This is a genomic window from Streptomyces sp. NPDC051563 (genome assembly GCF_044454225.1).
Classification (GTDB): Bacteria; Actinomycetota; Actinomycetes; order Streptomycetales; family Streptomycetaceae; genus Streptomyces.
Genome location: NZ_JBITDL010000023.1, coordinates 104,278 through 126,714 on the forward strand (window position 1 = coordinate 104,278; position 22,437 = coordinate 126,714).

Sequence of the window (22,437 nt, forward strand, 5' to 3'; positions counted from 1 at the left end):
CCCGGGGTGCCCGAATACCGCCGCCGCGGCGGCGTCGCGCATGCCGCGAGCCCGGTCCGGGGCATCCCCGGACCGGGCTCGCAGGTGTGCTCGTACGCTGCTCGGCGTCCGTCGAAGGCGTCGCTCAGCGCCCGTTGAAGGCGTCCTTCAGGCGGCTGAACAGGCCTTGCTGACCCGGTGCGAACTGGCCCATCGGCCGCTCCTCGCCGCGCAGCTTGGCCAGCTGGCGCAGCAGGTCCTCCTGCGCCGGGTCCAGCTTGCCGGGGGTGGTGACCTCGACGTGCACGATCAGGTCGCCGCGTCCGCCACCGCGCAGGTGGGTCACGCCGCGGCCGTGCAGCGGGATCGCCTGCCCGGAGCCGGTGCCGGGCCGGATGTCGATCTCTTCCAGGCCGTCCAGCGTCTCCAGCGGGCACTTGGTGCCCAGGGCCGCCGCGGTCATCGGGATGGTGACCGTGCAGTGCAGGTCGTCCCCGCGCCGCTGGAAGGTCGGGTGCGGCAGCTCGTGGATCTCCACGTACAGGTCGCCGGCGGGGCCGCCGCCGGGGCCGACCTCGCCTTCGCCCGCGAGCTGGATCCGGGTGCCGTTCTCGACGCCGGCCGGGATCTTGACGGTGAGGCTGCGGCGGGAGCGGACCCGGCCGTCGCCCGCGCACTCGGGGCACGGGGTCGGGACCACGGTGCCGAAGCCCTGGCACTGCGGGCAGGGGCGCGAGGTCATGACCTGGCCCAGGAAGGACCGGGTGACCTGCGAGACCTCACCGCGGCCGCGGCACATGTCACACGTCTGCGCCGAGGTGCCGGGTGCAGCGCCCTCGCCGGAGCAGGTGGTGCAGACGACGGCCGTGTCGACCTGGATGTCCTTGGTCGTGCCGAAGGCGGCCTCGTCCAGTTCCAGGTCGAGGCGGATCATGGCGTCCTGGCCGCGGCGGGTCCGCGAGCGCGGTCCGCGCTGCGAGGACTGGCCGAAGAAGGCGTCCATGATGTCGGAGAAGTTGCCGAAGCCGCCCGCTCCGAAGCCGCCGGCTCCGCCGCCGCCCGAGGAGGACAGCGGGTCGCCGCCGAGGTCGAAGACCTGCTTCTTCTGCGGGTCCGAGAGGACCTCGTAGGCGGCGTTGATCTCCTTGAAACGCTCTTGCGTCTTGGGATCGGGGTTCACATCCGGGTGCAGCTCGCGGGCGAGCCGCCGGAATGCCTTCTTGATCTCGTCCTGCGATGCGTCGCGGCGCACGCCGAGAACGGCGTAGTAGTCCGTGGCCACTTACGACTCCGCCAGGATCTGTCCGACGTAACGTGCCACTGCGCGTACCGCTCCCATCGTTCCGGGGTAGTCCATGCGGGTCGGTCCGACCACGCCGAGTTTGGCGACTGCTTCGCCGCCCGAACCGTAGCCGACCGAGACGACGGACGTGGAGTTCAGTCCCTCGTAGGCGTTCTCATGCCCGATCTTTACGGCCATTCCCGACTCACTGGCCTCGCCCAGCAGCTTGAGGAGCACGACCTGCTCCTCCAGCGCTTCGAGCACCGGCCTGATCGTCAGGGGAAAATCGTGTCCGAAGCGGGTGAGGTTGGCGGTGCCGCCGATCATCAGCCGCTCCTCCGCCTCCTCGACCAGCGTTTCGAGGAGGGTGTCGAGGACGGCTCGCACCGTCACCCGGTCCTCGTTCTCGAAGGACTCCGGAAGGTCCTTCACCAGCGGCGGCACGTCGGTGAACCGGCGGCCGACGACTCGGCTGTTGAGGCGGGCCCGCAGGTCCGCGAGCGAGGCCTCCCCGAAGGGGGCCTGGCAGTCGACGAGCCGCTGCTCGACCCGGCCGGTGTCCGTGATGAGGACGAGCATCAGGCGGGCCGGGGCCAGCGAGAGCAGTTCCACGTGCCGGACGGTGGACCGGGTCAGCGAGGGGTACTGGACGACGGCGACCTGCCGGGTGAGCTGCGCGAGCAGCCGCACCGTACGGCCGACGACGTCGTCGAGGTCCACGGCCCCGTCGAGGAAGTTCTGGATGGCCCGGCGCTCGGGCGTCGACAGCGGTTTGACCCCCGCCAGCTTGTCGACGAAGAGGCGGTAGCCCTTGTCGGTGGGGATCCGGCCGGCGCTGGTGTGGGGCTGGGCGATGTAGCCCTCGTCCTCCAGCACGGCCATGTCGTTGCGCACGGTGGCGGGCGACACGCCGAGGCGGTGCCGCTCGGTGAGCGCCTTGGAGCCGACGGGCTCCTCCGTGCCGACGTAGTCCTGGACGATGGCGCGCAGCACTTCGAGTCTGCGTTCGCTGAGCATCGCGCGCACACCTCCATCGTTTCCGTCGTTCGCGGCTTCGGCAGGTCCTGCCTGCTGGCACTCTGAGCGTTCGAGTGCCAGAGATCCCCCGGTCAGTGTACGGCGGGGTGGTACACCCCTAGCAAGGGCGGCCCGCCAAGGTAGCGTCGCGGCATGGACGTGCGTTGGGAAGAGGCGGGCTGGGAACGGCTCGCCGAACGGGCCGGCCGAAAGCGCCTGCCGGTGTGGGACTGCACCGTGGGACTGGTGGTGGGCGAGGATTCCGCCCTTCTGATCGACCCGGGTTCCTCCCTGCGGGAAGGGGCGCAGGTACGGGCCGAGGCCGAGCGGCTGGCGGGCCGGCGCGTGACCCATCTCGCATTCACACACGGACATTTCGACCACGTACTGGGCGGGGCGGCGTTCGCGGGCGCCGAGATCTACGGTCCGGTCGGGCTGGACTCCCTGCTCTCGGTGAGCCGGGAAGAGCTGCGGGCCGACGCGGTCCGGCACGGCCTGGCGCCCGCCGAGGCGGCCGAGGCGGCGGATCTGCTGGTGCTCCCCCGGCACCTGGTGTCGGGCGAGTGGACGCTCGACCTGGGCGGGGTGCAGGTGCTGCTGGCGAACGTGGGCCCGGGGCACACCCGGCACGATCTGGCCGCCTTCGTGCCCGGTGCGCGCGAGGTGGTCTTCTGCGGCGACCTGGTCGAGGAATCGGGCGAGCCGCAGGCGGGCCCGGACGCGGCGCCGCGGCAGTGGCCGGCGGCCCTGGACCGGCTCCTCGCCCTGGGCGGGGACGACGCTCTGTACGTACCGGGTCACGGAGCGGTGGTCGACGCGGCCTTCGTCCGTGCCCAACGCGACACACTGGCCGCCCGCTTCGGCGTGTCGGACCACTGAACCGGCCCGTTCTCCTACCCTCGGCCGGATGCGCGAGTACTCCCCCGACCTGACCCCCCAGTGGAAGCGCTCCAAGCCCGTCCCCGAGGTCCCGGCCGATCCGGACCTGGTGGTCGAGGTGGCGGGTACGGACTTCTGCGGCGCGGTGGTGGCCTGCGAGGCCGGCACGGTCACCCTGGAGGACCGCTTCGGCAAGCGCCGCGTCTTCCCCCTCGAACCCCGCGGCTTCCTCCTGGACGGCGCGGTGGTCACCCTGACCCGCCCCGCGCGGGGCCCGGCCGCCCCGGCCCGTACGGCCTCGGGCTCCCTCGCCGTCCCCGGGGCCCGGGCGCGGGTGGCCCGGGCGGGCCGGATCTACGTGGAGGGCCGCCACGACGCCGAACTGGTCGAGCGGGTGTGGGGCGACGACCTGCGGATCGAGGGCGTCGTGGTGGAGTACCTGGAGGGCATCGACGACCTCCCGGCCGTCGTCGCCGACTTCGCCCCCGCCGCCGACGCCCGCCTGGGCATCCTGGTGGACCACCTGGTCCCGGGCTCCAAGGAGTCCCGCATCGCCGCCTCGGTGACCTCCCCGCACGTCCTGATCGTGGGCCACCCGTACGTGGACGTCTGGCAGGCGGTGAAGCCCTCCGCCCTGGGCATCCGCGCCTGGCCCGTCATCCCGCCCGGCCAGGACTGGAAGACGGGCATCTGCCGCGCCCTGGGCTGGCCGGAGAACACCGGCGCCGCCTGGCAGCACATCCTGTCCCGCGTGACCTCGTACAAGGACCTGGAGCCCACCCTCCTGGGCGCGGTGGAGCACCTGATCGACCACGTGACGGCGTAGCTCACACGGCGCGCGGGGCTCCAGCGCCGGCGAAAATCCAGCCTCGCCGGCGTTTGAGGCGCGGGGGCCCGGGGGCTGGCCCCCGGCAACGGCGCCGCACCCGGCAACGGGTCCGGGGCGCAGCCCCGGGGAACGGTGGAAGGGCGGGTAGGGGACGGCCCCGCAGGGCCCCGGCAACACCCCGGACGGGGCTAGTCCACCAGGTCGCGGACCACCGCGTCGGCCAGCAGCCGTCCACGCAGGGTCAGAACGGCCCGCCCGGCCCCGTACGGGCCCGCTTCGAGAAGACCGTCCGCCAGGGCCCGCCCGGCCGCGGCGAGCCCCGCAGGCGCCAGCAGGGCCAGCGGCACCCCGTCCACGAGCCGCAGCTCCAGCAGGATCCGCTCCACCCGCCGGTCCTCCTCCGAGAGGAGCTCCCGCCCGGCCCCGGGCGACCGCCCCTCCGCCAGCGCCGCCGCATACGCGCCGGGGTGCTTCACGTTCCACCACCGCACCCCGCCCACGTGCGAGTGCGCACCGGGTCCGGCGCCCCACCAGTCGGCCCCGCGCCAGTACAGCTCGTTGTGCAGGCAGCGGCCGGCCTCGGTGGTGGCCCAGTTCGAGACCTCGTACCAGGAATAGCCCGCCTCGGCCATCACCGCGTCGAGGATCAGGTACCGGTCGGCGTGGACGTCGTCGTCGGTCATCGGGACCTCGCCTCGCCGGATCCGCCGCGCGAGCTGGGTGCCCTCCTCCACGATCAGCGCGTAGGCGCTGATGTGGTCGGGCCCGGCGCCCAGCGCCGCCGACAGCGACGCCCGCCAGTCCTCGTCCGATTCCCCCGGCGTGCCGTAGATCAGGTCCAGGTTCACGTGCTCGAAGCCCGCCGCCCGCGCCTCCGCGACGCAGGCCTCGGGCCGGCCGGGTGTGTGCGTGCGGTCCAGGACCTTCAGGACGTGCTGCTTCGCGCTCTGCATGCCGAAGGAGATCCGGTTGAAGCCGCCGGCGCGCAGCTCGGCCAGGTACTCCGGGTTCACCGATTCCGGATTGGCCTCGGTGGTGACCTCCGCGTCCTCGGCCAGCCCGAATTCGTCGCGGATCGCCGCGAGCATCCGTACGAGGTCACCGGCGGGCAGCAGCGTGGGCGTGCCGCCGCCCACGAACACGGTCCGGACGGCCCGGGGGTCGTCCCCGAGCACCTTCCGCGCCAGGCGGACCTCGTCGATCAGGGTGTCGGCGTAGTTCTCCCGGGAGGCGAGCACGCCGCCGGTGCCCCGCAGCTCGGTGGCCGTGTAGGTGTTGAAGTCGCAGTACCCGCAGCGCGTGGCGCAGTAGGGGACGTGCAGGTAGAACCCGAGGGGCCGCTCCCCCGCTCCCGCCAGGGCGTGGGGCGGCAGCGAGCCGTCTTCGGGCATGGGTTCACCATCGGGCAGTGCGGAAGGCATGGGCCCATTGTCCCGCACTGCCCCAAGGTCGTTTACGGTCCCTCGGGCGCCCCGGACCGCGCGCCCGGTGCTACGCCTCCCGGGAGCCCTCGTACATCTCCTCGATGAGGTGCTTGAACTCGCGCTCGACGACCGGCCGCTTCAGCTTGAGGCTCGGGGTGAGGTCGCCGTGCTCCACGTCGAGGTCGCGCGGCAGGAGGCGGAACTTCTTGACCGTCTGCCAGCGCTGGAGGCCCTCGTTGAGGGTCTGCACGTAGGTCTCGATGAGCCGGGTGGTCTCGGGCGCGGCCAGGACCTGGGAGTACGTCTTGCCCTCCAGGCCGCTTTCGGCGGCCCAGACCAGGATCGAGGGCTCGTCCAGGGCGATGAGGGCGGAGCAGAAGTTCCGGTCGGCGCCGTGGACGACGATGCTGGAGACGTAGGGGCAGAGGGCCTTGAACTGGCCCTCGATCTCCGCCGGGGCGACGTACTTGCCGCCGGAGGTCTTGATCAGGTCCTTCTTGCGGTCGGTGATGCGCAGGTAGCCGTCGGCGGAGAGCTCGCCGATGTCGCCCGTGTGCAGCCAGCCGTCGGCCTCCAGCACCTCGGCGGTCTTCTCGGGCTGCCCGTGGTAGCCCTGCATGATGCCGGGGCCGCGCAGCAGCACCTCGCCGTCGTCGGCGATGCGGACCTCGGTGCCGGGGAGCGGCTTGCCGACGGTGCCGGTGCGGTAGGCCTCGCCGGGGTTGACGAAGGAGGCGGCGCTGGACTCGGTGAGTCCGTAGCCCTCCAGAATGTGGATGCCGGCGCCGGAGAAGAAGTAGCCGATGTCGGGGGCGAGGGCGGAGGCGCCGGAAACGGCGGCGCGCAGGTTGCCTCCGAAGGCCTCGCGGAGCTTGGAGAAGACGAGCGCGTCGGCGACCTTGTGCTTGGTGGCGAGGCCCAGGGGGGCGCTCGCCCGGCCGGTGCGGCGGAAGTTGTCCTGGGTGACCTTGGCGTACTCGCGGGCCACGCCGACGGACCACTGGAAGATCTTGTACTTGGCCCCGCCGCCGGCCCGGGCCTTGGCGGCGACCCCGTTGTAGACCTTCTCGAAGATGCGCGGGACGGCCGCCATGTAGGTCGGCTGCACGATCGGCAGGTTCTCGATGATCTTGTCGATGCGGCCGTCGACGGCGGTGACGTGACCCACCTCGATCTGGCCGGAGGTCAGCACCTTGCCGAAGACGTGGGCGAGCGGCAGCCAGAGGTACTGGACGTCGTCCTTGGTGATCAGGCCGGTGGCCACGGTGGCCTTGGCCATGTACGACCAGTTGTCGTGCGGCAGCCGCACACCCTTGGGGCGGCCGGTGGTGCCCGAGGTGTAGATCAGGGTGGCGAGCTGGTCGGCGGTGATGGCCGCGATGCGCTCCTTGACCACCACGGGGTGCTTGGCCAGGTACTCGCGGCCGCGCGCCTCCAGGTCGGCCAGCGAGAGCACCCAGCCCTCGGGGTCGCCGTCGGCCGGGACGGCGTCGGCGGCCTCCACGACCACGACGTGGGCCAGCTCGGGCAGGTCGGCGCGGCGCTCGCGGGCCTTGGCCAGCTGCGCGGCGTCCTCGGCGATCAGGATCCGGCTCTCGGAGTCGGAGAGGATGAAGGCCGACTCCTCCGCGTTCGTGCTCGGGTAGATGGTGGTCACGGCGCCGCCGGCGCACATCACGCCGAGGTCCGCGAGGATCCACTCGACCCGGGTGTTGGAGGCCAGCGCGACGCGCTGCTCCGGCTGGATCCCGAGCTCGACGAGGCCGGCCGCGATGGCGAAGACCCGATCGGCGGCCTGTCCCCAGCTGAGCGACTTCCAGTCGTCCGGGCCGCCCTTGCCGTCCGCGGCGGGGACCGGGTAGCGGTAGGCCTCGGCGTTCGGCGTGGCGGCGACACGCTCCAGGAAGAGGGTCGCCACGGTGGGCGGACGGTTCTCGATCAAGGTCTGTGTGTCGCTCACGGACATCCTCCGGACCACGCGGCAGGGCATGTACAGGACTTGTAACTGGCGAGTAACCAACGAGCAGTGATCAGACTAGGGGCCCTCCGCCTGGCGCGTAAGGGCCCCTGGGACGCCGATTCATAACGAAGCGGACGCCCGCGACCGCGCATTCCGGTCCCCGGCCGGAACGAGCCGGAACCCGGCCGTATACGGAGCAGGCCCCCGCGCCGGAGCACGGGGGCCTGCTTCGCATCGACGGCCGTCGCGGCGGCTACTTCTTCTTGCCGCCGGACTCGTCGCTGGAGAGGACGGCGATAAAGGCCTCCTGCGGGACCTCCACGGAGCCGACCATCTTCATGCGCTTCTTGCCTTCCTTCTGCTTCTCCAGCAGCTTCCGCTTACGGGAGATGTCACCGCCGTAGCACTTGGCGAGGACGTCCTTGCGGATGGCGCGGATGGTCTCGCGGGCGATGACGCGGGAGCCGACGGCGGCCTGGATCGGGATCTCGAAGGCCTGCCGCGGGATGAGCTCGCGCAACTTGGCCACCAGGCGCACGCCGTAGGCGTAGGCGGCGTCCTTGTGGCAGACGGCGGAGAAGGCGTCGACCTTGTCGCCGTGCAGCAGGATGTCGACCTTGACCAGGCTGCCGGCCTGCTCGCCGGTGGGCTCGTAGTCGAGGGAGGCGTAGCCGCGCGTCTTGGACTTCAGCTGGTCGAAGAAGTCGAAGACGATCTCCGCGAGCGGGAGGGTGTAGCGGATCTCGACCCGGTCCTCGGAGAGGTAGTCCATCCCGAGGAGGGTGCCGCGGCGCTGCTGGCAGAGCTCCATGATCGCGCCGATGAACTCGGAGGGCGCGAGCAGGGTGGCCCGGACGACCGGCTCGAACACGTCCCTGATCTTGCCTTCGGGGAACTCGCTCGGGTTGGTGACGTTGACCTCCTTGCCGTCCTCCAGGACGACGCGGTAGACCACGTTCGGCGCGGTGGCGATCAGGTCGAGGCCGAACTCGCGCTCCAGGCGCTCGCGCACCACGTCCAGGTGGAGCAGGCCGAGGAAGCCGACGCGGAAGCCGAAGCCGAGCGCCGCCGAGGTCTCCGGCTCGTAGACCAGCGCGGCGTCGTTGAGCTGCAGCTTGTCCAGGGCCTCACGCAGGTCCGGGTAGTCCGAGCCGTCGAGCGGGTACAGGCCCGAGAAGACCATCGGACGCGGGTCCTTGTAGCCGCCGAGGGCCTCGGTCGCACCGTTGTTCAGGCTGGTGATGGTGTCACCGACCTTGGACTGACGGACGTCCTTCACGCCGGTGATGATGTAGCCCACCTCGCCGACGCCGATGCCGTCGGCCGGGGTCATCTCCGGGGAGGAGACGCCGATCTCCAGCAGCTCGTGCGTGGCGCCGGTCGACATCATCCGGATGCGCTCGCGCTTGTTGAGCTGGCCGTCGACCACACGCACGTACGTGACGACACCGCGGTACGAGTCGTACACGGAGTCGAAGATCATCGCGCGGGCCGGGGCGTCCTTGGGGCCGACCGGGGCCGGGACCGTGGCGACGATCTTGTCGAGCAGCACGTCCACGCCGAGACCGGTCTTCGCCGAGACGCGCAGGACGTCCTCGGGCTGGCAGCCGACCAGGTTCGCGAGTTCCTCGGCGAACTTCTCCGGCTGGGCGGCCGGCAGGTCGATCTTGTTCAGGACCGGGACGATCGCCAGGTCCTTCTCCATCGCCAGGTACAGGTTCGCGAGGGTCTGCGCCTCGATGCCCTGGGCGGCGTCCACCAGGAGCACCGTGCCCTCGCACGCCGCCAGGGAGCGCGAGACCTCGTAGGTGAAGTCGACGTGCCCCGGGGTGTCGATCATGTTGAGGACGTGGGTCTTGCCCTGGTCCTCGCCCGTGTTCGGCGCCCAGGGCAGCCGCACGGCCTGGGACTTGATCGTGATGCCGCGCTCACGCTCGATGTCCATGCGGTCGAGGTACTGGGCGCGCATCTGCCGCGAGTCCACCACACCGGTGAGCTGGAGCATCCGGTCGGCAAGGGTCGACTTGCCGTGGTCGATGTGCGCGATGATGCAGAAGTTGCGGATCAGCGCCGGGTCGGTACGGCTCGGCTCGGGCACGTGGCTGGGGATCGCGGGCACGCAGTGTCCTGATTCTCGGGTCGCAGTCGAAACGAAGTGTGGGCGTCGGTCTGCGCGAAACCAGATCTGGTCGGGCCTAGTCGGATCTACCTAGTCGGATCTATACGCAGACTCCCATGGTCCCATGAACCGGGGAGTGCGCTCGGTTTGGGCCGGTCGGACGGCAGCTGGTAACCTGAGCAGCTGTGTCTCGTGTGCCCTCTAGCTCTACGGGACGCAATCCGAAGATCAAATCTCTGAACCTGCAAAGGCTCTTTCGTGGCGAACATCAAGTCCCAGGTCAAGCGCAACAAGACGAACGAGAAGGCTCGCCTTCGCAACAAGGCCGTCAAGTCCTCGCTCAAGACCGCCATCCGCAAGGCCCGTGAGGCCGTCGTCGCCGGTGACGTCGAGAAGGCCACCGTGGCTTCCCGCGCCGCTGCCCGCGCGCTCGACAAGGCCGTCTCGAAGGGTGTCATCCACAAGAACGCCGCCGCCAACAAGAAGTCGGCGCTGGCGATCAAGGTTGCCTCCCTTCAGGGCTGAGCCACTGATGTGATCGCCGGGCCGGGATCCAGCGGGCCCTCTCTCCCGCTCCCGACCGGCACTCCGTGCCGCACACGAAGCGTTCGCCACGCGGGTGCGGTGCACACCGAGAAGTAACCGAAGGCCCCGGCCGCCTCCCTTCCCCAGGGCAGCGGCCGGGGCCTTCGGCATGTCCGCGCCGTCTGCTCAGGAGTGGCCGTTGGCTCAGGACGGGCCGTCTGCTCAGCAGTGGCCGTCCGCTCAGCAGTGGCCGTCCGCTCAGGAGTGGCAGAGCACGTCGAGGACGACCGCCTCGGCGTCGAGACCGTCGAGATAGTGGTTGGCCTGCTCCCAGTAACCCTCGCCCTCCGTGCCCGCGTCCGTCCACGCGCCGTCGAGGGCGAGCAGGGCGTAGCCGGGCACCGCGCCCCGGACCGACCACAGCCGGGCTTCCGCGTGTTCCCGATCGAAGTACGCGACAGGGTCGTTGACCAGGAACGACATCCCGAAGTGCGGGTCCCCCGCGACGGCCCGCTGGGCCACGTCCTGCACCAGCGGCTGGGCCAGATGATCCTTCCGGGCCTCCTCCGGGGAGTACCCCCCGGGATCGGCCTCGTGGCGGGCGAGGAACTCCGTGAGCGGGCGGGCCGGCGGGTGTACCGCGCTCAGCTCGTTCCACGCGTCGAGCAGGGCGTCGTACGAGCGCGCCGCGCGGCGGCGCATCCCGTCGAAGTCGAGCAGGCCCCGGGGGCCGCCGTAGCATTCCAGCGGCCCGAGGGGACCGAGATCGGCCTTCCTGCGCGGCACTGTGGAGGCCGTGACCAGGCGGCGGTCGCCCTCGTGCCGGGGCAGCGCGAGAAAGGCGGCGCCCGCGCCCGCGCGTATGGCCCACCCGTCCCAGCGCCCGAACGGGTTCTGGCCCCGGCCGAGGTTGAGGTCGTAGGGCGCCATGGCCGCGGCCACGGCCTTCGGAACCTTCCGCGGCGCGGTCGGCGGCAGGCACACGGTGGCATAGAACTTCGTCATGCCCGGGAGCGTAGGACCTGCGGTTTCCCACCCCGCCAGGGGGTCGCACCGACCCGGGGCGGAAGCCTCGTGGTGCCGGGGTGGCCGACGGGCTGCCCGGCAAGCAAGGGGCTCGTCCGGCGAAGGGTCAGCCGCGCTGGGGGCGGGCTGCCCGGGCCACCGCGACGACGGCCTTCTCCAACGCGTACTCCGGGTCGTCGCCGCCGCCCTTGACGCCCGCGTCCGCCGCGGCCACCGCGCGCAGCGCGTCCGCCACACCGTCCGCCGACCATCCCCGCATCTGCTGCCGGACCCGGTCGATCTTCCACGGCGGCATGCCGAGGTCCCGCGCGAGGTCCCCGGGGCGGGCCCCCCTCGGGGCCGAGGCAAGCTTCCCGATCGCCCGTACCGCCTGCGCCAGGGCGCTGGTGATGAGCACGGGAGCCACCCCGGTGGACAGGGACCAGCGCAGGGCCTCCAGGGCCTCCGCGGCGCGCCCCTCCACCGCCCGGTCGGCGACGGTGAAGCTCGAAGCCTCGGCCCGGCCGGTGTAGTACCGGCCGACCACGGCCTCGTCGATCGTGCCCTCGACGTCCGCGCACAGCTGCGCCGCCGCGCTCGCCAGCTCCCGCAGGTCGCTGCCGATCGCGTCGACCAGCGTCTGGCAGGCCTCGGGCGTGGCCGACCGGCCCAGCGTCCGGAACTCTCCCCGTACGAACGCCATCCGGTCCGCCGGCTTCGTCATCTTCGGGCAGGCGATCTCGCGGGCGCCCGCCTTGCGCGCCGCGTCGAGCAGCCCCTTGCCCTTGACGCCGCCCGCATGCAGGAGGACGAGGGAGATCTCCTCGAAGGTCGCACCGAGGTACGCCTTGACCTCCTTGACCGTGTCGGCCGAGAGGTCCTGCGCATTGCGCACGATCAGCACCTTGCGCTCCGAGAAGAGCGACGGGCTGGTCAACTCGGCCAGGGTGCCGGGCTGGAGCTGTTCGGAGGCGAGGTCCCGCACGTCGGTGTCGGCATCGGCGGCTCGCGCCGCCGTCACGACCTCCCGCACGGCGCGGTCGAGCAGCAGGTCCTCCTGCCCCACCGCGAGGGTGATCGGGGCGAGCGGATCGTCGGTGGAATTCTTCCTGGTGGCCATCGCCTCCAGCATCCCACGCCGCACCGACAGTCCCTCGCGGCCCGGCCCTTCCCCGGGCCCCTTCCCCGGGCCCCTTCCGCGGCCCGCCCTCCCGTACCGGAGAATGTCCGGGTGAACGTGCGACATGTACTGGTCCTGCCCGACCGCGACGCCGCCGGGGAGGTGGCGCGGGAGGTGGTCGACCGCTTCGGCCTCCCGGAGGAACCGCAGCTGGTCCGCGACGCCCTCGCCGGCGAGGACGACGCGGAGGACGCCCAGTGGCTGGTGGTCGTCGAGGACCCGCGCGAACGGCTGGACGCCACCGCCCTGGACGAGCTCGCCGCCGAGTACGACGGCTGGCTCGAAGCCCCGTAGCGGCCGGACCGCACCCCGTCAGGCCTTGTGCACGACCTGCATGTCCAGGGTCACTTCCACGTGCGAACCGATCGCCGCGATCCCCTGCGCCAGCATCGACTGCCAGTTCAGCGTGAAGTCCTCGCGGTTCAGTTCGGCCGTCGCCCGGCAGGCCGCCCTCGGCTCGCCCTCCAGGCCCGTGCCCAGACCCAGGTACTGCGTGTCCAGGGTGACGGACCGGCTGACCCCGTGGAGGGTGAGGGCGCCCGCCACGGTCCAGTGGCTGCCGCTGCGGTGGATGAACCGCTCGCTGTAGAACTCCACCGTCGGATGGCGGGCGGCATCCAGGAAGTCCGCGGAGCGCAGGTGGTCGTCCCGCATCCGCAGCCCGGTGTCGATGCTCGCCGCGTCGATGATCACGCGCATGGAGGAGTCCTCCATCCGGTCGGCTATCCGCACCGCGCCGGCGAAGGTGTTGAACCGTCCGTTGATGCGGGCGAAGCCGATGTGCCGGGCCGAGAAGCCGATCGTCGAATGCCCCGGGTCGAGCTCCCAGTGGCCCGGCTGCGGCAGCAGCGGCGGATCCACCGCGTCCAGGACGATCTCCCCGGTGCCCGGCTGCGCCGGGTCCCCCACCAGGGTCGCCCCGTGGAAGGGCGCGTAGCCCTCGGCCGTGACGGCGAGCCGGTACTCGCCCGCCGGCACCGCCGCCGTGAACCCGCCGTACGGGTCGGTCTCCCCGCTGACGATCCGCCGGCCTATCGGGTCGGTCACCTCGAACGTGGCCTGCCGGACCGGCTGGTGGACCGTGTCGAGCACCCGGCAGCTGAGCAGCCGCGCGGTATGAGGAAGCGTCAGTGTCGCGGATGTCTGGGGACTGGCGCTTCCCGCCGTCTCCATCCCCCGTCTGCGACTGAACATGGTTTATGCACCCCCGTGCTGTGTGGGCTTGGACCGTTCTGGCGAAAACGCATTCGATCATGCTGCCGGGTTGCGGGCAAACGGAGTGGTCACTCCTGGTATGCCCGTGCCGTCTCCGCCGCCGAATGGCCGGGAACGCCCGCAGCCGAGGGCCGCTGCCGGTGACGGCCACCGAACCGTCCTCATCCGTGCGCAGCACGGCCGCACCCGACTCCCGCAGCCGGGCGAGCGTCCCCGCCGCGGGGTGCCCGTACCTGTTCCCGGCGCCCACCGGGACGATCGCCAGGCGCGGCCGGATCCGCTCGTACAGCCCGGGATCCTGATGGGCGCTGCCGTGGTGGGCGACCTTGAGGACATCGACCGGCCCCAGCTCCGGATGGTTCCTCAGCAGGGCCTGCTGGGAGCCCGGTTCGAGATCGCCCAGCAGGAGCAGGGTCAGGCCCGCGCCTCGCACCAGCAGGGCCACGCTCGCATCGTTGGGGCCCTCGGGCGGAGCGCCTCCGGCCGGCGGCCACAGCACCTGCCACTCCAGCGGCCCGGTCCGCCGCCGCTCCCCCTCCACGGCACGGACGAGGGGAACTCCCGCGGCCGCCGCGGTCCGCCGTACGAACGCGGCCTGCCCGGGCGGCTCTTCCAGCCCGGTGACTTGCACCACACCCACCGAGCGGCCCCGGAGCACCCCGGCCAGCCCGCCCACGTGGTCGGCGTGGAAGTGCGTCAGCAGGAGCAGCGGCACCCGGCTCACGCCCAGCTCCGCCAGGCAGGCGTCCACCGGCCCCGGCTCGGGGCCCGCGTCCACCACCACGGCCGTCCCCGGGCCGACCGCGAGCACGGCGGCGTCCCCCTGGCCCACCGCGCACTGGGTGTAGATCCAGTCGGGCGGCGGCCAGCCCTTGACCGTACGAGTGACCAGCGGCGGCCTCAGTACGGCGAGGAGCAGGACCACGGCCAGGGCGGAGGCGAGCCATCGCCCACGGCCGAGCCGTCTGCCGAGCAGTACCGCCGCGCAGGTGGCCGCGGCGAGCAGCAGCCCTCCGCCCACCCCGCCGGGCCAGCCCAGCTCCGCCCCGGGCAGTGCCGCCCCGCCCCGGGCCACCGCGGCGATCCACCCGGCGGGCACGCCCGCGCACCGGGCCAGCAGCTCGGCCACCGGCCGGCACACCGGGGCCGCCGCCAGCGCGGCGAACCCCAGGACGGTCGCCGGTCCCGCCGCCAGCTCGGCCAGCAGGTTGCAGGGCACCGCCACCAGGCTCACCCGGGCCGACAGCACCGCCACGACCGGCGCGCACACCGCCTGGGCCGCCGCCGCGGCCGCCAGCGCCTCGGCCGGGCGGGGCCGCATGCCGCGCCGCTGCAGGGCCGCGCTCCATCGGGGAGCCAGCGTCAGCAGGGCCCCGGTGGCCAGGACGGAGAGCAGGAAGCCGTAGCTCCGGGCCAGCCAGGGGTCGTAGAGCACCAGCAGCAGGACGGCGGCGGCCAGTGCCGGGATCAGGGACCTGCGCCTCCCGGTGGCGATGGCCAGCAGGGTGACCGATCCGCAGGCCGCCGCCCTCAGCACGCTGGGCTCGGGCCGGCACACCACCACGAAGGCCAGGGTCAGGGCCACCCCGCACAGGGCCGTCGCCCGCAGCGAGAGCCCCAGCCGTGGCGCCAGCCCGCCCCGCTCGGCCCGCTGCGCGCGGGCCGGGGCCCCGATGAGCAGGAACAGGACCACGGTCAGGTTGGAGCCGGAGACGGCCAGCAGGTGCAGCAGATCGGTGGCCCGGAAGGCATCGTGCAGATCGGGCTCCACCCGGGAGGTGTCCCCGACCACCAGCCCGGGCAGCAGGGCCCTGGCGTCGGGCGCCAGCCCGTCGGTGACCTCGCGCAGCCCGGCCCGCAGCCGCCCGGCGATCCGCTGCACGGTGTCCGGACCGCCGGTCACCCGCGGCGGGGCGTCCCCGGCCGGCCGGAGCAGGGCCACCGCCCGCTCCCCGCTCCGTGCCGGGGCCAGCCGGGCCACCACCGCGACCCGCATCGAGGGCTGCAACCGGGCCCACCCTGGATGTCCGGCGAGCACCCGCACCGGGGTCGACACCCGGGTCCGGGCACCGTCGGGCCCGGTCACCCCGGTCACCACCGCGTCGAGCAGCACCACCTGCGGCCCGCTCCCGGTCCGGGCCGTCCGCGGATCGGATTCCACGGTGAGATCCGCGAGCACCCTGGCCTGGTCCCGGGCCAGCTCCGGGACCGGCCCGGCCCGTGCCTCGGCCCGCTGGAGCCCCGCCACCCCGGCCCCGGCGGCCGCGCACAGCAGGACCGCCGCCACGGCCGTGCGGACCGGAACGGAGCGCCTCCGGCCGGCCAGCATCAGCAGCCCGGCCGCACCCACCCCCAGCCCCGCCGCCGCGGCACTCGCCCCGATGGGTACCCCCAGCCCCACGGCGGCCGCCCCCCACACGGCGAGCGCCGGCCCCACCAGCCGCAGGTCCACCGGCCCCGCGTCCCCGGCCCCGCGCTCCGGCCGGTCCGGACCCCCCTCAGCCGCCCCCGGCCCGGCCGGACGCGCCTCGACGGACCCCCGCCCGGCCGGACCCGGCTCCGCACCCGGCCCCGGTCCCGCGCGCCGGCTCACGGCCGCACCAGCTCGCGCAGATCCGCGAACCGGCGCTCACCGATCCCGTTGACCTGCCGGAGCTCCTCCACGGAGCGGAAGCCTCCGCGCGCCGTGCGGAAGTCCACGATGTGCTGCGCGAGGACCGGGCCCACCCCCGGCAGGCCGTCCAACTGCTCGGCTGTGGCCGTGCCGAGGCTCAGCGGGCCCGCGGCGGGGCCTCCCCGGCCCGGGGGCAGCGGTGGGGCGGGAGCCCCCACCAGCACCTGTTCGCCGTCCATCAGGACGCGGGCCCGGTTCAGGCCGGTGGTGTCCGTCCCGGGCCGCACTCCCCCGGCGGCGGCCAAGGCGTCCTCCACGCGGGAGCCGGCAGGCAGCTTGCGCACGCCCGGGTCCCGTACCTTGCCGCTGACGTCCACCAGGATGGGCCCGCCTCCGGGCCCCGACCGTGCGGCGGTCGGGGCCGGCAGCGCGGCCGCCGCGGGGGCCACCACGGCGGGGGCGGTCACCGGCCGGGGCCGGGAGGCCCCGTACTGCTGGGCGGCGAACCCGACGGCCACGACGAGCACCACCGAGACGGCTGCCACCGTGCGCGGCTCCACCCCGCAGCGGGTCTGCAGCCACACGGGCAGCCGCTCCCGCACCGCGAGCCACCGCAAGGCCCCGCCGGACACCTCCCGCCCCCCGGGCGGAGCCACCGCCTCATCCCGGCCCGCCACTTCACCCCGGGCGGGCTCCCCGGCCCGGCCCACCGGATCGCGCGGGCCCGGCGGCCTCGGCGGGCCCGGCGGGCCCGGCAGATCCGGCCTCGCTGCGTCCCCGCCCTCCGGCTCCGCCGGGGCGTCCTCCACCGGCGGCGAAGCGCCCGGGGGGCGGCCCGCTCCGAGCAGGGCCTCGGCCCGGCGCCGCACCGCGAGGGGGTCGGGGCGGCCCGGCCGCTGTCCGCGGCGGTGCCGCAGACGGCCGTCGGAGAGGCGGGAACGGCCGGGGCCACTGGTGGCGCCGGCGGGACCTGAAGTGCGCGTACGAAGAGTCATGTCACGACGGTAGGGCCGCGCCGCGATACGCGTTCGGAAGCTTCAATTCCGGTGGATGAGCGGGGTCTTGTGGATATCTCCCTGCCCCGATCAGGTGATCAGCGCGGGGAGACGACCGTCGCCAGCAACCCCGGTCCGGTGTGTGCCCCGATCACCGCGCCGACCTCGCTGACGTGCAGCTCGACCAGCCCGGGGATGCGCTCACGAAGCCGCTGCGCCAGCTTCTCGGCACGCTCCGGGGCCGCGAGGTGGTGCACGGCCACGTCGACGGGGCCGGAGCCGGCCCGCTCGACAGCAAGCTCTTCCAGGCGGGCTATGGCCTTGGAGGCCGTGCGCACCTTCTCCAGCATCTCGATCCGGCCGCCGTCCAGCGTCAGCAGCGGTTTGACCGCGAGCGCCGAGCCGAGGAGCGCCTGCGCGGCCCCGATGCGGCCGCCTCGGCGCAGGTAGTCGAGGGTGTCGACGTAGAAGTACGCGGACATGCCCGCGGCCCGCTTCTCGGCGGCGGCCACGGCTTCGTCGAGGGAACCCCCTGCTTCGGAGACCTCCGCCGCGGCCAGCGCGCAGAAGCCCAGGGCCATGGCGACCATGCCGGTGTCGACGACACGGACGGGGACCGGGGCGGTCTTCGCGGCGAGCACGGCGGCGTCGTAGGTGCCGGAGAACTCCGCCGACAGGTGCAGGCTGACGATGCCGCTCGCACCGGCCTCCACGGCCGCCCGGTAGGCCCGGGTGAAGTCCTCGGGGCTGGGGCGCGAGGTGGTGACCGAGCGGCGCTTCTGCAGGGCCAGGGCCAGGCTCCTGGCCGAGATCTCGGTGCCCTCTTCCAGGGCCTCGTCGCCGAGGACCACGGTCAGCGGGACGGAGGTGATTCCGTGCCGCGCCATGGCCGGTTGGGGCAGGTAGGCCGTGGAATCCGTGACGATCGCGACATGGCGGGACATGAGGCGGAGGTTACCGGCAGTGGGGGTGTTCCGGCAGCCCGGGTCCTCCGGTGTGCCGCGGGGCGCGGTTCCGGATGGGCTCCGGGTTGGCTCCGGGTTGGCTCCGGGTTGGCTCCGGCCAGCCACGGCCGGGCTGTCGCCCAGCTCCCCGTCAAGGCTGCACCGGCCGCAGCTGCGGGTGCCCGGCCCTGCGGGGCGGAGTCCCCTACCCGCCCTTCCACCGTTCCCCGGGCTCTGCCCGGACCCGCGCCTCAAACGCCGGCGGGGCTGGGGGTGCCCCCGGGCTCCGCCCGGACCCGCGCCTCAAACGCCGGCGGGGCTGAAAAGACCTGGGGCTCCGCCCCAGACCCCGGTCCTCAAACGCCGGACGGCTGGATTTGCTGCGTGCCCTCAGGTCGTCGCTTCCGGGCGGCGGGTTTTCTGCCAGGGGTACTGGGGAGCCGGGGCCGGTTCCGAGAGTGCCGCGGGCTGGGGGGTCGTCCACGTGGGGGTGGTGGGAGCGGACTGCGGGGTGGTGGGAGCGGACTGCGGGAAGTCGGCGGACGGGGTGCGGGACCAGTCCCGCAGGGCGCCCGACTCGACGTCGATCTGGGCCGCCAGATGCGACAGGTCGTCCTCCGCGAAGCGCCGGGCGCGGTCGCGCGCCGCCCAGCGGAGCGAGTCCGAGGCCTGCGTGATCTGCGCCGTGCGCTCGCGCAGGTCCGGCAGGACCGCCGCGATCCGCTGCCGGTCGGGCTCCGCCTCCAGGCGCTTGAGCTCGTCGTCGAGTTCGTGCCCGTGCGCGCTCAGCCGCTCGAACAGCCCGATCGACTCCTTCAGCGAGGCGTCCGTCTGGACCCCCTGGTACAGCGCCTGCTGCGTCGCCCGCATCGAATTGCGCAGGTCCAGCCGGAGCGTGGCCAGCGCGCCCGGGACACCGACCTGTCCGAAGCTGCGGGCCTTCAGGGTGGTGTCCTCCACCGTGCGGCGGGCCTGCGTGAGGGTCCGGTCCACGCCGCGCGCGGTGGCCTTGACCACCTTGGTCGTCACGTAGACACCGAGCCCCAGGAAGGCGAACAGCAGCACCAGGGCCACGATGATAAAAGCCGCCTCCATGAGGGTCCCTTCCCCAGCCGATTGCGTCCCTTCCACCGTAAACGCCACGGGCAGGCCGCGGGTTCCATTGGAACCCCCAACCTGCCCGTACGGGAATACCCCTAGACGCCGCCGCTGGACGCCGCCGGAGACGTCAGACGACGATGTTCACCAGCTTCGGCGCGCGCACGATCACCTTGCGGATCTCCGCCCCGCCCAGCGCGGACACGACCGTCTCGTCGCCCAGCGCCAGCTGCTCCAGCTCGGCGTCGGAGATGGCCGGAGAGACCTCCAGGCGGGCCTTGACCTTGCCCTTGATCTGGACGACGCACGTGACGGTCTCGTCCACGACGTACGCCGGGTCCGCCACCGGGAAGTCCTGGTGGACGACCGACTCGGCGTGGCCCAGCCGCTGCCACAGCTCCTCGGCGATGTGCGGCGCCAGCGGGGCCACCAGCAGCACCAGCCGCTCGGCGACCGAGCGCTCCAGGGGCCGGCCCGCCTTGGTCAGGGTGTTGTTCAGCTCGGTGATCTTCGCGATGGCGGTGTTGAACCGCAGTCCGGCCATGTCGCCGCCGACCCCGTCGATCGCCTTGTGCAGCGCGCGCAGGGTGGCCTCGTCCGGCTCCCCGTCGACGACCGTCACGGCGCCCGTCTCCTCGTCCACCACGTTGCGCCACAGGCGCTGCAGCAGCCGGTACTGGCCGACGACGGCGCGGGTGTCCCAGGGACGCGAGACGTCCAGCGGGCCCATCGCCATCTCGTACAGGCGCAGGGTGTCCGCGCCGTACTCCTCGCAGATCTCGTCCGGGGTGACGGCGTTCTTCAGGGACTTGCCCATCTTGCCGTGCTCGCGCTTGACCGGCTCACCCTGGTGGAAGTAGCCGCCGTCGCGCTCCTCGACCTCGGCCGCCGGAACGTACACGCCGCGAGAGTCGGTGTAGGCGTACGCCTGGATCATGCCCTGGTTGAACAGCTTGTGGAACGGCTCCACCGAGGAGACGTGCCCCAGGTCGAACAGCACCTTGGACCAGAAGCGGGCGTACAGCAGGTGCAGCACCGCGTGCTCGGCGCCACCCACGTACAGGTCGACGCCGCCGTGCGGCTGACCCTCGCGCGGGCCCATCCAGTACTGCTCGATCTCCGGGTCGACCAGGGCCTCGGAGTTGTTCGGGTCCAGGTAGCGCAGCTCGTACCAGCAGGAGCCGGCCCAGTTGGGCATGGTGTTGGTCTCGCGCCGGAACGGGCGCACCCCGCGCCCGTCGCCCAAGTCCAGCTCGACGTTGACCCATTCCTGGTTGCGCGACAGCGGGGTCTCCGGCTGGGAGGCGGCGTCGTCGGGCGCGAAGGTGCGCGGCGAGTAGTCCTCGACCTCCGGCAGCTCCAGGGGCAGCATCGACTCGGGCAGCGGGTAGGCGACGCCGTCCTCGTCGTAGACGATCGGGAAGGGCTCGCCCCAGTAGCGCTGGCGGCTGAACAGCCAGTCGCGCAGGCGGAAGTTGACGGTCCCCTCGCCGATGCCGCGCTCGGTCAGCCAGTCGGTGATCGCGGCCTTGGCCTCGACCACGCCCAGGCCGTCCAGGGTGATGCCCTCGCCCGTCGAGTTGACGATCGTGCCGTCGTACGAGGAGAACGCGCCCTCCCACTCCAGCGGGTCGGCGTCGCGGTCGTCGGTGGGCTGGACGACGCAGCGCATCGGCAGCTCGAAGGCGCGCGCGAACTCGAAGTCGCGGCCGTCGTGGGCCGGGACGGCCATGATCGCGCCGGTGCCGTAGCCCATCAGGACGTAGTCCGCGATGAAGACGGGCACCAGGTCGCCGCTGACCGGGTTGGTCGCGTACGCGCCGGTGAAGACGCCGGTCTTGTCCTTGGCCTCGGCCTGCCGCTCGACGTCCGACTTCGCGGCCGCCTGCTTGCGGTACGAGTCCACGGCCTCGGCGGGGGTCGCGTTGCCGCCGGTCCACAGCTGGTGGGTGCCCTCGGGCCACTCGGCCGGGACGATCTTCCCGACCAGCTCGTGCTCGGGGGCCAGCACCATGTAGGTGGCGCCGAACAGCGTGTCGGGGCGGGTGGTGAAGACGGTGATGGCCTCGCCGTCGCCGACCGCGAAGTCCACGCGCGCGCCCTCGCTGCGGCCGATCCAGTTGCGCTGCTGCAGCTTGATGGCCTCGGGCCAGTCCAGCGCTTCCAGGTCGTCGATCAGGCGGTCGGCGTAGGCCGTGATCCGCATGTTCCACTGGCTCAGCTTGGACTTGAAGACGGGGAAGTTGCCGCGCTCGGACCGGCCGTCGGCGGTGACTTCCTCATTGGCCAGTACGGTGCCCAGCCCGGGGCACCAGTTGACGGGCGCGTCCGAGGCGTAGGCCAGCCGGTACCCGTTCAGCACGTCGGCCCGCTCGGCGGCGCTCAGCGCGGCCCAGGAGGCGCCGCCGGGCAGCTCGCGGGAGCCGTCCTCGAAGGCGGCGACCAGCTCGGCGATGGGCCGGGCCTTCGCGGCGTCCGCGTCGTACCAGGAGTTGTAGATCTGCAGGAAGATCCACTGCGTCCACTTGTAGTAGTCCGGGTCGATCGTCGCGAACGAACGGCGCTTGTCGTGGCCCAGGCCCAGCCGGCGCAGCTGGACCTTCATGTTCTCGATGTTCGCCTCGGTCGACACGCGCGGGTGCGTGCCGGTCTGCACGGCGTACTGCTCGGCCGGCAGGCCGAAGGCGTCGAAGCCCAGGGTGTGCAGGACGTTGTGGCCGGTCATCCGCTGGTGGCGGGCGAAGACGTCGGTGGCGATGTATCCGAGCGGGTGGCCGACGTGCAGGCCCGCACCCGAGGGGTACGGGAACATGTCCATGATGAACTTCTTCGGGCGCGCCACGACGGCGGCGTCGCCGGCCAGGTCACCGGTCGGGTTCGGGGCCTCGTAGGTGCCCTGCGCGTCCCATACGTCCTGCCAGCGTGCCTCGATGTCGGCGGCCATGGCAGCCGTGTAACGGTGCGCCTCGGCCGCCTCGGGGGCCGGGGTGTTCGTCTCGCTCATGATTTCTGAAGCTCCATCGATCGTCTCTGCCGGTTCTGCTGCCCAAACGAAAAAACCCCTCGCACAGGAGGGGGCGCCGCGCCGGGCCGACCGCTTCGTGGGGTCGGAACTGTTCAGCGCGGCTCGGTAAGCAGAAGGCGTACGGCACGCATGGCGTCAGGGTACCGCAGCGGCCCCCAGCGCTGCTCTGCCCTTCCGGCCGGTGGACGCACGACGGGACACGACGGCGCACGACGGGGCACGGGACCTGACGGGGCACAACGAGAAGCGGGGGGGGGGGGGGGGGGGGGGGGGGGGGGGGGGGGGGGGGGGGGGGGGTGGGGGGGGGGGGCGCCGCCCCGGGGCCCCAGACACGTACCAGACCAACA

Annotated in this window: 16 protein-coding genes and 1 pseudogene; 4 read left to right on the forward strand and 13 right to left on the reverse strand. The window is 72.8% G+C overall.

All coding sequences use genetic code 11. From position 1 onward, the window contains the following. Positions 1 to 124 precede the first annotated feature (124 nt). Both dnaJ and hrcA read right to left on the reverse strand, forming a co-directional pair. Positions 125 to 1,261, reverse strand: coding sequence for a molecular chaperone DnaJ (gene dnaJ, locus ACIA8F_RS26430; RefSeq protein WP_250739430.1), 1,137 nt, complete (start codon positions 1,259 to 1,261; stop codon positions 125 to 127). Then, positions 1,262 to 2,278 carry a heat-inducible transcriptional repressor HrcA gene (gene hrcA / locus ACIA8F_RS26435; RefSeq protein WP_382971119.1) on the reverse strand — a complete coding sequence of 339 codons (1,017 nt, stop codon included), beginning with the start codon at positions 2,276 to 2,278 and terminating at the stop codon, positions 1,262 to 1,264. Positions 2,279 to 2,431: 153 nt separating this feature from the next. Between hrcA and ACIA8F_RS26440 the strand changes: the two genes are divergently transcribed. Next, positions 2,432 to 3,157 carry an MBL fold metallo-hydrolase gene (locus ACIA8F_RS26440; RefSeq protein WP_399382381.1) on the forward strand — a complete coding sequence of 242 codons (726 nt, stop codon included), beginning with the start codon at positions 2,432 to 2,434 and terminating at the stop codon, positions 3,155 to 3,157. 28 nt (positions 3,158 to 3,185) lie between these two features. Next, positions 3,186 to 3,983 (forward strand): DUF3097 domain-containing protein, encoded by a 798-nt coding sequence (locus tag ACIA8F_RS26445; RefSeq protein WP_399382383.1) that lies wholly within the window; start codon positions 3,186 to 3,188, stop codon positions 3,981 to 3,983. Positions 3,984 to 4,174: 191 nt separating this feature from the next. On the opposite strand, the gene hemW is transcribed toward ACIA8F_RS26445, so the two are convergent. From hemW to lepA, 3 genes are all read right to left on the reverse strand, one after another. Then, complete coding sequence (hemW, locus tag ACIA8F_RS26450; protein WP_399382385.1) at positions 4,175 to 5,407, reverse strand: radical SAM family heme chaperone HemW; 1,233 nt, start codon at positions 5,405 to 5,407, stop codon at positions 4,175 to 4,177. A gap of 70 nt (positions 5,408 to 5,477) precedes the next feature. Beyond that, entirely contained in the window at positions 5,478 to 7,370 is a 1,893-nt protein-coding gene (locus ACIA8F_RS26455; protein ID WP_399382387.1) for an AMP-dependent synthetase/ligase, read from the reverse strand. A gap of 253 nt (positions 7,371 to 7,623) precedes the next feature. Beyond that, on the reverse strand, positions 7,624 to 9,489 hold the full coding sequence (gene lepA / locus ACIA8F_RS26460) for a translation elongation factor 4 (protein WP_399382389.1): 1,866 nt from the start codon (positions 9,487 to 9,489) through the stop codon (positions 7,624 to 7,626). Between the two features lie 258 nt (positions 9,490 to 9,747). Here lepA and rpsT point away from each other — a divergent pair, with 258 nt between their 5' ends. Further along, positions 9,748 to 10,014, forward strand: a complete 267-nt coding sequence (gene rpsT / locus ACIA8F_RS26465) for a 30S ribosomal protein S20 (protein WP_399382390.1) — start codon at positions 9,748 to 9,750, stop codon at positions 10,012 to 10,014. A 258-nt stretch (positions 10,015 to 10,272) separates the two neighbouring features. Here rpsT and ACIA8F_RS26470 read toward each other — a convergent pair whose 3' ends face one another. Together ACIA8F_RS26470 and holA are read right to left on the reverse strand one after the other, a co-directional pair. Continuing rightward, complete coding sequence (locus tag ACIA8F_RS26470; RefSeq protein WP_399382392.1) at positions 10,273 to 11,019, reverse strand: hypothetical protein; 747 nt, start codon at positions 11,017 to 11,019, stop codon at positions 10,273 to 10,275. Positions 11,020 to 11,146: 127 nt separating this feature from the next. Further along, complete coding sequence (gene holA, locus ACIA8F_RS26475; protein WP_399382393.1) at positions 11,147 to 12,139, reverse strand: DNA polymerase III subunit delta; 993 nt, start codon at positions 12,137 to 12,139, stop codon at positions 11,147 to 11,149. A gap of 111 nt (positions 12,140 to 12,250) precedes the next feature. On the opposite strand from holA, the gene ACIA8F_RS26480 reads away from it, so the two are divergent. Beyond that, the gene (locus ACIA8F_RS26480) at positions 12,251 to 12,493 is read left to right on the forward strand and encodes a hypothetical protein (RefSeq protein WP_399382394.1); all 243 of its coding nucleotides are present in this window, start codon (positions 12,251 to 12,253) and stop codon (positions 12,491 to 12,493) included. 18 nt (positions 12,494 to 12,511) lie between these two features. On the opposite strand, the gene ACIA8F_RS26485 is transcribed toward ACIA8F_RS26480, so the two are convergent. The 6 genes and pseudogenes from ACIA8F_RS26485 to leuS form a co-directional block, all read right to left on the reverse strand. Continuing rightward, positions 12,512 to 13,393, reverse strand: coding sequence for a YceI family protein (locus ACIA8F_RS26485; protein ID WP_399382396.1), 882 nt, complete (start codon positions 13,391 to 13,393; stop codon positions 12,512 to 12,514). A gap of 136 nt (positions 13,394 to 13,529) precedes the next feature. Further along, positions 13,530 to 15,743, reverse strand: a pseudogene (locus tag ACIA8F_RS26490) (ComEC/Rec2 family competence protein); the annotation flags it as partial. Positions 15,744 to 16,003: 260 nt separating this feature from the next. Beyond that, the gene (locus ACIA8F_RS26495; protein ID WP_399382397.1) at positions 16,004 to 17,023 is read right to left on the reverse strand and encodes a helix-hairpin-helix domain-containing protein; all 1,020 of its coding nucleotides are present in this window, start codon (positions 17,021 to 17,023) and stop codon (positions 16,004 to 16,006) included. 98 nt (positions 17,024 to 17,121) lie between these two features. Next, on the reverse strand, positions 17,122 to 17,967 hold the full coding sequence (locus ACIA8F_RS26500) for a DegV family protein (protein WP_399382399.1): 846 nt from the start codon (positions 17,965 to 17,967) through the stop codon (positions 17,122 to 17,124). A 390-nt stretch (positions 17,968 to 18,357) separates the two neighbouring features. Then, complete coding sequence (locus ACIA8F_RS26505) at positions 18,358 to 19,062, reverse strand: hypothetical protein (RefSeq protein WP_399382400.1); 705 nt, start codon at positions 19,060 to 19,062, stop codon at positions 18,358 to 18,360. Positions 19,063 to 19,195: 133 nt separating this feature from the next. After that, positions 19,196 to 22,069: a leucine--tRNA ligase gene (gene leuS / locus ACIA8F_RS26510; RefSeq protein ID WP_399382402.1), complete on the reverse strand. Its 2,874-nt coding sequence runs from the start codon at positions 22,067 to 22,069 to the stop codon at positions 19,196 to 19,198. Positions 22,070 to 22,437: the final 368 nt, after the last annotated feature.

What these genes read in the sequence shown, in the direction of transcription:
- ACIA8F_RS26495 (WP_399382397.1), bottom strand. Translation starts at nt 17,023, where the DNA reads ATGACTCTTCGTACGCGCACTTCAGGTCCCGCCGGCGCCACCAGTGGC.
- hrcA (WP_382971119.1), bottom strand. Translation starts at nt 2,278, where the DNA reads ATGCTCAGCGAACGCAGACTCGAAGTGCTGCGCGCCATCGTCCAGGAC.
- ACIA8F_RS26505 (WP_399382400.1), bottom strand. Translation starts at nt 19,062, where the DNA reads ATGGAGGCGGCTTTTATCATCGTGGCCCTGGTGCTGCTGTTCGCCTTC.
- ACIA8F_RS26440 (WP_399382381.1), top strand. Translation starts at nt 2,432, where the DNA reads ATGGACGTGCGTTGGGAAGAGGCGGGCTGGGAACGGCTCGCCGAACGG.
- holA (WP_399382393.1), bottom strand. Translation starts at nt 12,139, where the DNA reads ATGGCCACCAGGAAGAATTCCACCGACGATCCGCTCGCCCCGATCACC.
- hemW (WP_399382385.1), bottom strand. Translation starts at nt 5,407, where the DNA reads ATGCCTTCCGCACTGCCCGATGGTGAACCCATGCCCGAAGACGGCTCG.
- ACIA8F_RS26470 (WP_399382392.1), bottom strand. Translation starts at nt 11,019, where the DNA reads ATGACGAAGTTCTATGCCACCGTGTGCCTGCCGCCGACCGCGCCGCGG.
- leuS (WP_399382402.1), bottom strand. Translation starts at nt 22,069, where the DNA reads ATGAGCGAGACGAACACCCCGGCCCCCGAGGCGGCCGAGGCGCACCGT.
- ACIA8F_RS26485 (WP_399382396.1), bottom strand. Translation starts at nt 13,393, where the DNA reads ATGTTCAGTCGCAGACGGGGGATGGAGACGGCGGGAAGCGCCAGTCCC.
- ACIA8F_RS26445 (WP_399382383.1), top strand. Translation starts at nt 3,186, where the DNA reads ATGCGCGAGTACTCCCCCGACCTGACCCCCCAGTGGAAGCGCTCCAAG.
- ACIA8F_RS26500 (WP_399382399.1), bottom strand. Translation starts at nt 17,967, where the DNA reads ATGTCCCGCCATGTCGCGATCGTCACGGATTCCACGGCCTACCTGCCC.